This window comes from Acinetobacter lwoffii (assembly GCF_029024105.1).
Lineage (GTDB): Bacteria > Pseudomonadota > Gammaproteobacteria > Pseudomonadales > Moraxellaceae > Acinetobacter > Acinetobacter lwoffii.
Window position 1 is genome coordinate 1 of record NZ_CP118967.1, and the last position, 5,879, is coordinate 5,879.

The 5,879-nt window shown below is 36.7% G+C and carries 10 protein-coding genes; 5 read left to right on the top strand and 5 right to left on the bottom strand.

Going from position 1 to position 5,879, the window contains the following annotated elements; translation table 11 throughout:
• Complete coding sequence (locus PYW33_RS16805) at nt 1-216, bottom strand: hypothetical protein (RefSeq protein ID WP_004647566.1); 216 nt, start codon at nt 214-216, stop codon at nt 1-3.
• Nucleotides 206-502, bottom strand: coding sequence for a BrnT family toxin (locus PYW33_RS16810; RefSeq protein ID WP_004282231.1), 297 nt, complete (start codon nt 500-502; stop codon nt 206-208). Before PYW33_RS16810 ends, PYW33_RS16805 begins: the two co-directional genes overlap by 11 nt.
• Nucleotides 503-697: 195 nt before the next feature.
• Here PYW33_RS16810 and PYW33_RS16815 point away from each other — a divergent pair, with 195 nt between their 5' ends.
• From PYW33_RS16815 to PYW33_RS16825, 3 genes are all read left to right on the top strand, one after another.
• A complete protein-coding gene (locus tag PYW33_RS16815; RefSeq protein ID WP_000877730.1) occupies nt 698-1,126 on the top strand; it encodes a hypothetical protein in 429 nt (142 codons plus the stop codon).
• Between the two features lie 743 nt (nt 1,127-1,869).
• Entirely contained in the window at nt 1,870-2,799 is a 930-nt protein-coding gene (gene repM, locus PYW33_RS16820) for a replication initiation protein RepM (RefSeq protein ID WP_004647575.1), read from the top strand.
• Nucleotides 2,796-3,104 (top strand): hypothetical protein, encoded by a 309-nt coding sequence (locus PYW33_RS16825; RefSeq protein WP_004647574.1) that lies wholly within the window; start codon nt 2,796-2,798, stop codon nt 3,102-3,104. The genes repM and PYW33_RS16825 overlap by 4 nt, the downstream gene beginning before the upstream one ends.
• On the opposite strand, the gene PYW33_RS16830 is transcribed toward PYW33_RS16825, so the two are convergent.
• Together PYW33_RS16830 and PYW33_RS16835 are read right to left on the bottom strand one after the other, a co-directional pair.
• Nucleotides 3,088-3,399, bottom strand: a complete 312-nt coding sequence (locus PYW33_RS16830; protein ID WP_004647573.1) for an HU family DNA-binding protein — start codon at nt 3,397-3,399, stop codon at nt 3,088-3,090. The two genes, PYW33_RS16825 and PYW33_RS16830, sit on opposite strands and share 17 nt — an antisense overlap.
• Before the next feature lie 2 nt (nt 3,400-3,401).
• A complete protein-coding gene (locus tag PYW33_RS16835; protein ID WP_004647572.1) occupies nt 3,402-3,689 on the bottom strand; it encodes a hypothetical protein in 288 nt (95 codons plus the stop codon).
• A 187-nt stretch (nt 3,690-3,876) separates the two neighbouring features.
• On the opposite strand from PYW33_RS16835, the gene mobQ reads away from it, so the two are divergent.
• On the top strand, nt 3,877-4,848 hold the full coding sequence (gene mobQ / locus PYW33_RS16840; protein ID WP_004647570.1) for a MobQ family relaxase: 972 nt from the start codon (nt 3,877-3,879) through the stop codon (nt 4,846-4,848).
• Complete coding sequence (locus PYW33_RS16845; RefSeq protein WP_004647569.1) at nt 4,845-5,324, top strand: hypothetical protein; 480 nt, start codon at nt 4,845-4,847, stop codon at nt 5,322-5,324. Before mobQ ends, PYW33_RS16845 begins: the two co-directional genes overlap by 4 nt.
• 6 nt (nt 5,325-5,330) lie before the next feature.
• Here PYW33_RS16845 and PYW33_RS16850 read toward each other — a convergent pair whose 3' ends face one another.
• On the bottom strand, nt 5,331-5,744 hold the full coding sequence (locus tag PYW33_RS16850; RefSeq protein ID WP_004647568.1) for a hypothetical protein: 414 nt from the start codon (nt 5,742-5,744) through the stop codon (nt 5,331-5,333).
• Nucleotides 5,745-5,879 lie beyond the last annotated feature (135 nt).

Sequence of the window (5,879 nt, forward strand, 5' to 3'; positions counted from 1 at the left end):
TTAAACACGTTTCAATGCCATGATATGGCGAACCATCTCGTTAATATGCTGTTTTGTTTCATTATCTTGAGAACTTAGCCAAGTTACAACATCTGCATCAAAAGCTTTTGCTTGAGCAATCGCATGGCGTTCTTGTAATTTTTTCACAAATTTTGGTTTTACTACTGGCGCATTGGTAGGGTCAAAATTTTTATAGCGTTCTAATTCATTTTGCATGGTTATACCTCCGCTTTTGATTGTGCGATGGCTCAAAAGCAGTAATGATTCTTGCAACATCACCACGTTCAACCCAAACCACTGTTAGTAGTCTACCACGATTGCTTAGACCGATTGATATTAGCCGTTGCTCATCGTAATGACCAAGATCGTCAAAGGATATCAGCTCTGGATCAAGAAAAACGCTACATACTTCTTCAAAAGTAATTTCACGCCCTCGATAGACTATTTCCATTTTTTTATCGTGCCATTCAAATAGCAGACCGTAATACTCAATCAAGGGCATGTTTAGCCTTTTTCCTAGATTTACAACTTCTAAAATTCTACTTAGAGGGTGTTACTTATTCAATAACGCATTAATTTAAATGGGTTCTAACATCTAAATTTCGTATAACAGCCATTATGTTAAATAGAATCAAAAAACCTCCAATAAAATCGTTATAGTATTATTATTTATTGAGTAGATAAGAGAATTAAATTAGTGAAATACTCAAATGAAAAAATAGTAAAAGCTCTCTTACTTTCTCCTTTACCACTACTTTTTTTCACAGCAGTCCTGTTTATCGTAATGAATCAGGAATACAGCCTATACTCGATTTTAGTGGTTCTTGTAGGGCACGGTCTTGTCTACTTGGCTTATTGTATTTTGACTGTACCTTTCAGCTTCATATTCTCAATTCTTTTAAATCGTTATAACAGTCTTAATTTATTAACTATCTGTATTGCCTCTATAATTATTGCTACTCCATTTTTTATTCTTTTTGGATGGAGTCACACAGGAGAAATTTCGAAAGAGTGGTGGAAGATGTATACAGATACATGGACTATCTTTATGGCTCTATTTCCTGGCTTATGTTATTGGCTATTTCTGATTAACCTAAAAGATAAGAAATCAAAGAATATTGAATAAACCATTGCATAGAGATTCTTAAATTTCCCTAAAATTAACATAATACACCTTATACGAAATGCGTTATAATTATCTTTAGAAATCAATGCTGTAGTTTCTAGTTGATAGCTCATCTTCCCCAAGGTGGGCTTTTTTTATGATTTTTAACGTTCCACGCCTATTCTTTGATCAATGTTTCACAACTTTGATTAGCTCCATTAAATAATTAAAACCTAGATAATAAGAACCGAGCGAGTGTCTACGAGCGATTGAGCATCATCAAAATTTCACGCTCGCCTTTTCTCTGATTACAAGCTCACTTTCGATTTTAAACGGTAGGTACAGAGCATCCCGAATGGGTGCGAACTTTGGAGCTTTTGCTTTTCAAAAAATATGAGCGAAGCGAATACATTATCAATGCTTTTACTTTTGAATATCACAAACAGTATTAATTAAAAACTGCCCCTCGAAGCGAGGAACGAGCTTCAATAGAGTACGAGCTTTAGCGAGTACCTAGGGCAGTTCCACTCCCCTGCCAAAAGGCTTTTAATTATTTTTAAAGCTTTTAAATGCTTTTAGACCCTATGAAAGCATTGGTATCAGAGGGTTTCAATCTCAATAAGCACACAAATTCTCTTGTATAAGCACACAAATTCTCTTGTATAAGCACACAAATTCTCTTGTATAAGCACACAAATTCTCTTGATTTACACACACATTATATGTAGTGTTTAAATACACATTAATAATAACGTGTATTTAATATGAAAAATGGTTTAGTTGTGAAAGATAATGCATTAATAAACGCCAGTTATAATTTAGAACTAACAGAACAGCGTTTAATTATGCTGGCGATAATTAATGCAAGGGAATTAGGACAGGGCATCACGGCAGATAGCAAACTAGAAATACATGCTAGTGATTATGCAAAGCTCTTTAATGTATCGGCAGATGCATCCTATAAAGCTCTAAAAGAAGCTGTAAACAATCTATTTAATAGACAGTTTAGCTATACAGCAGAATACAAAAAAACAGGAAAAGTGGGTGTTGTTCGCTCTCGTTGGGTTAGTCGTATTTTTTATGTAGATGACTTAGCGCTATTAGAAATTACTTTCGCACCTGACGTAGTGCCGTTAATCACTCGATTAGAAGAACATTTTACGAAATACGAAGCCAAACAAGTTGCACACTTAACCAGTAAGTACGCCACCAGACTTTATGAATTATTAATCGCCTGGCGTGAGGTTGGTAAAACACCAATTTTTGAACTGCAACAATTACGTAAAAATTTAGGTGTTGAAGATGATGAATATCAACGTATGCATCATTTTAAAAACCGTGTATTAGACACAGCTATTACCCAGATCAATGAGCATACGGATATAAAAACCACTTATGAACAGCATAAGCAAGGGCGTACCATCACTGGGTTTTCATTCAGGTTTAAGCAAAAAACACAGCCGAAAATTGAAATTAAACGTGATCCCAATACCCCTGATTTTTTCATCAAAATGACCGATGCTCAGCGCCACTTATTTGCCAATAAAATGTCTGAAATGCCCGAAATGAGCAAATACTCACAAGGTACGGAAAGTTTTCAGCAATTTGCTATTCGTATCGCTGACATGCTTTTAGAGCCTGAAAAGTTCAGAGAGCTTTATCCATGTTTAGAAAAAGCAGGGTTTCAAGCATGATGAAATTAACCAACCTATTAGAAGAACTTCACGGCACACAAGCTGAATACCTCGATATCGTAAATTATGAAATTGCGAGGGAAAATATATGCGGTTATATCTTCCTATTATCCCGAATATCCCAAAATGCCGAACCCACCGAAAAAATGCAGATGGAAAGCAAAATAGAGGACTTAATTTACTATCGGGATAATTTGCAGATCGAAGATAAGAAAAATATCCAAAAGGTCTTAAATGAGCTAATTCCAGAGTATAAAGCCGAACAAGAAAACAAAGAGCTAAGAAAAATTAGGCTTTCTTCTTAGCTTTACTTTTTTGCTTTGGCTTAACAATAAATTGCTCTCCCAAAGCCTTACCTTGTTTAAAAGTAACGATTTCCTTAGCTTCAATTTTAAGTTTTTCTCCAGTTTTAGGATTGCGTCCCATTCTTTCTGGACGTTGTTTTACTGAAAAAGTACCAAAATCAACTAATCGGACATTTTTTTCTTCAACTAGGGCTTCTGTAATGACTTCAAGAACAGAATTAAGAACAACTCTTGCTTCGTCTTGATTAATATTTAATTTAGGTGCTAATTTGGCAATTAAATCGGCTTTATTCATAATTAATTTTCCTCAATATTTGGTAAGTCAAAAAGCTGTCTATCTCTATTTTCAGTTAAATATTCATTAAGTTCCATGAGTATTTTTTCTTTGTTAGCTTCATTACTTTGCATCTTTTTAATTAAATAAGAACCGAGCAAAATTTTACGTCGAGTATCATCCTTTCTTTCTTGCTCTTTTTGCTTCGATCTTTCTCTAGCTTCGATAGCTTGTTTTTGTGCTTTTAACTGTTTTAGCTTCTCTAACTGAGCTTCAATTTTCTTTTCGATATTTTCGGCTGATTTGGTCATAACGGTTCATTTCGGGATATAGGAAAACCACTCAAGCATAAGAACCTATGAATTGAAATTCAAGCGGTTAATATGCTATCGTGTTTTTCATGAAATGCGCACTTACGACTTGGATTTCATCCAAGTCAAAGTTTGCGTAAGGGGATACCCCTTAACCCCAAAAGCAAAAGCACCCCAAGGTGACTGCATGGCAATTTATCATTGTTCCACTAAAACGGTTAACCGAAGTTCGGGACGAACTGCGGTTGCATCATCTGCATATCGTGCAGGGGAAAAATTAGAAGATGAACGCACAGGACTGACCCATGACTTTACGAGAAAAGATGGTGTCGCCCATTCTGAAATTCTGTCTAATTTAGATATTGAAATTGACCGTGCTGAGCTTTGGAATTTGGCAGAAAAAACCGAAAACCGCAAAGATGCCCGAACCGCTAGAGAATGGGTCATTGCCCTACCTGATGAATTAGACGCTGATCAACGTAAGGACTTGGCAAAAGACTTTGCCAGGTCCTTAGTTGATCGCTATGACGTGATCGCAGATTTAGCCATCCATGAACCCAGCAAAGGCGGTAATGATAAAAACCACCACGCCCATATCATGCTCACCACCCGAAAGGCAGAACTGGACACAGATAATAAACTCACCCTGACCACCAAAACCGATATTGAACTCAGCAACGCCAAACGAAAAAGCCTTGGTATGGGTACAACCCAAGAAGATATTAAGCAAATTCGAGAAACATGGGCAAACTTAGCCAACAAGGCATTGGAACGTGCAGGCTACCGAGAAAAAATAGACCACCGCAGCTATGCCGATCAAAATAATGGACTACAAGCAACCATCCACGAAGGCAGCAAAGTCACCCAATTACGCAGACAAGGCATAGACACTGAAATCAGCCGTTTTAATGACAACGTCAAACAACAAAATACCCAACAGCTTCACCAAGAAAAACAGCAGAAAGAGAGCGTTTTACAGCGAGGTTTAAACCGTGTTGATCAAGGTTTTGAACAATGGCAGAAGAACCAAGAAAGCAAACGCCTAGAACTGGAACACCAAGCCGAAATACAACGACAGCAAAAACTAGAACATCAACAAGCCGAGCGAGCTACCCGTAAGGCATCACAAGACTTAGATCAGGGCGGAATGTCATTATGAGCAACCAAAACGATGATTTAGATGTAAATGATCAATTATATATTTTATTGGCATCTATGAAGGAATACAGAGAAGCCATAGCAGACGATAACAAGCGATTAGAGACGTTTTATAGCAAAGTAGCTAGTGGAGTGCTAGAACAGAGTAAAAAGACCCTAAATAACGCGAATCAGGAAGCTACACGCACCCTTCAAGGCCGTATTCATGAATTAGACAAAGCTACCGATAAACTGAACTACAGATTCATTGCCCTATTATGTGCAATTTTCCTTAGTCTGGTGTTGGTTTTCCTATCTTTCATATTTTTATTCATTCCAAGTTTTGACGAGATTAAAGAACGTCGTGCAGAAGCAGCTTGGCTAGAGCAAAGATATAATCTAGATATTAGAAATTGCAATGGTAAATCTTGTGTCCGGATCATGAAAAATGACTGTCACGGGCCAAACAAAGATTATTGTGTGATTGATCCTAAATAATGCTTGTTAAAGCGGAGCTGCAAGCCAATAACCGTGCTTGGTACAAACATCTGGGATAGATTGGAGTTTTGTTGGGTACATACCTCCACCAAGTCTGATTTCATCGCCTATAAAAACTTTATGGTTATTAAATTTATTGGTAATACTGATCCTACCATCATTTGTATATTCTAATTCACTGCTATTAGCCCAAATAATAAAAGGATCAGTATCACTGTTTAGACGAATACAACCATGTCGATCTAAATGTAATTTTCCACCTGTCATTGAGAGCATATAAATCTTTGTTTCAGGACTTTGCTTAATAAAAATTACAGGTTTTACAGGTTCTATAGCATCAGAAACTAAGGCAGGCTTTGCTATACAGCCAGTAAGCACAGAGATGACGAAAAAACTATGGAATAGATTGTATATTTTCATACTTAACCAAATTATGAGATAGGACAGTACTTTGCTTGGTTTCTTTCATTTTTCAATTTATACCGGTGCACGCAAAGTGGCTCGACTTTGAAACATGGCTAAAGCCACATTTCAAAGCATCGAGCTAAATTTTAA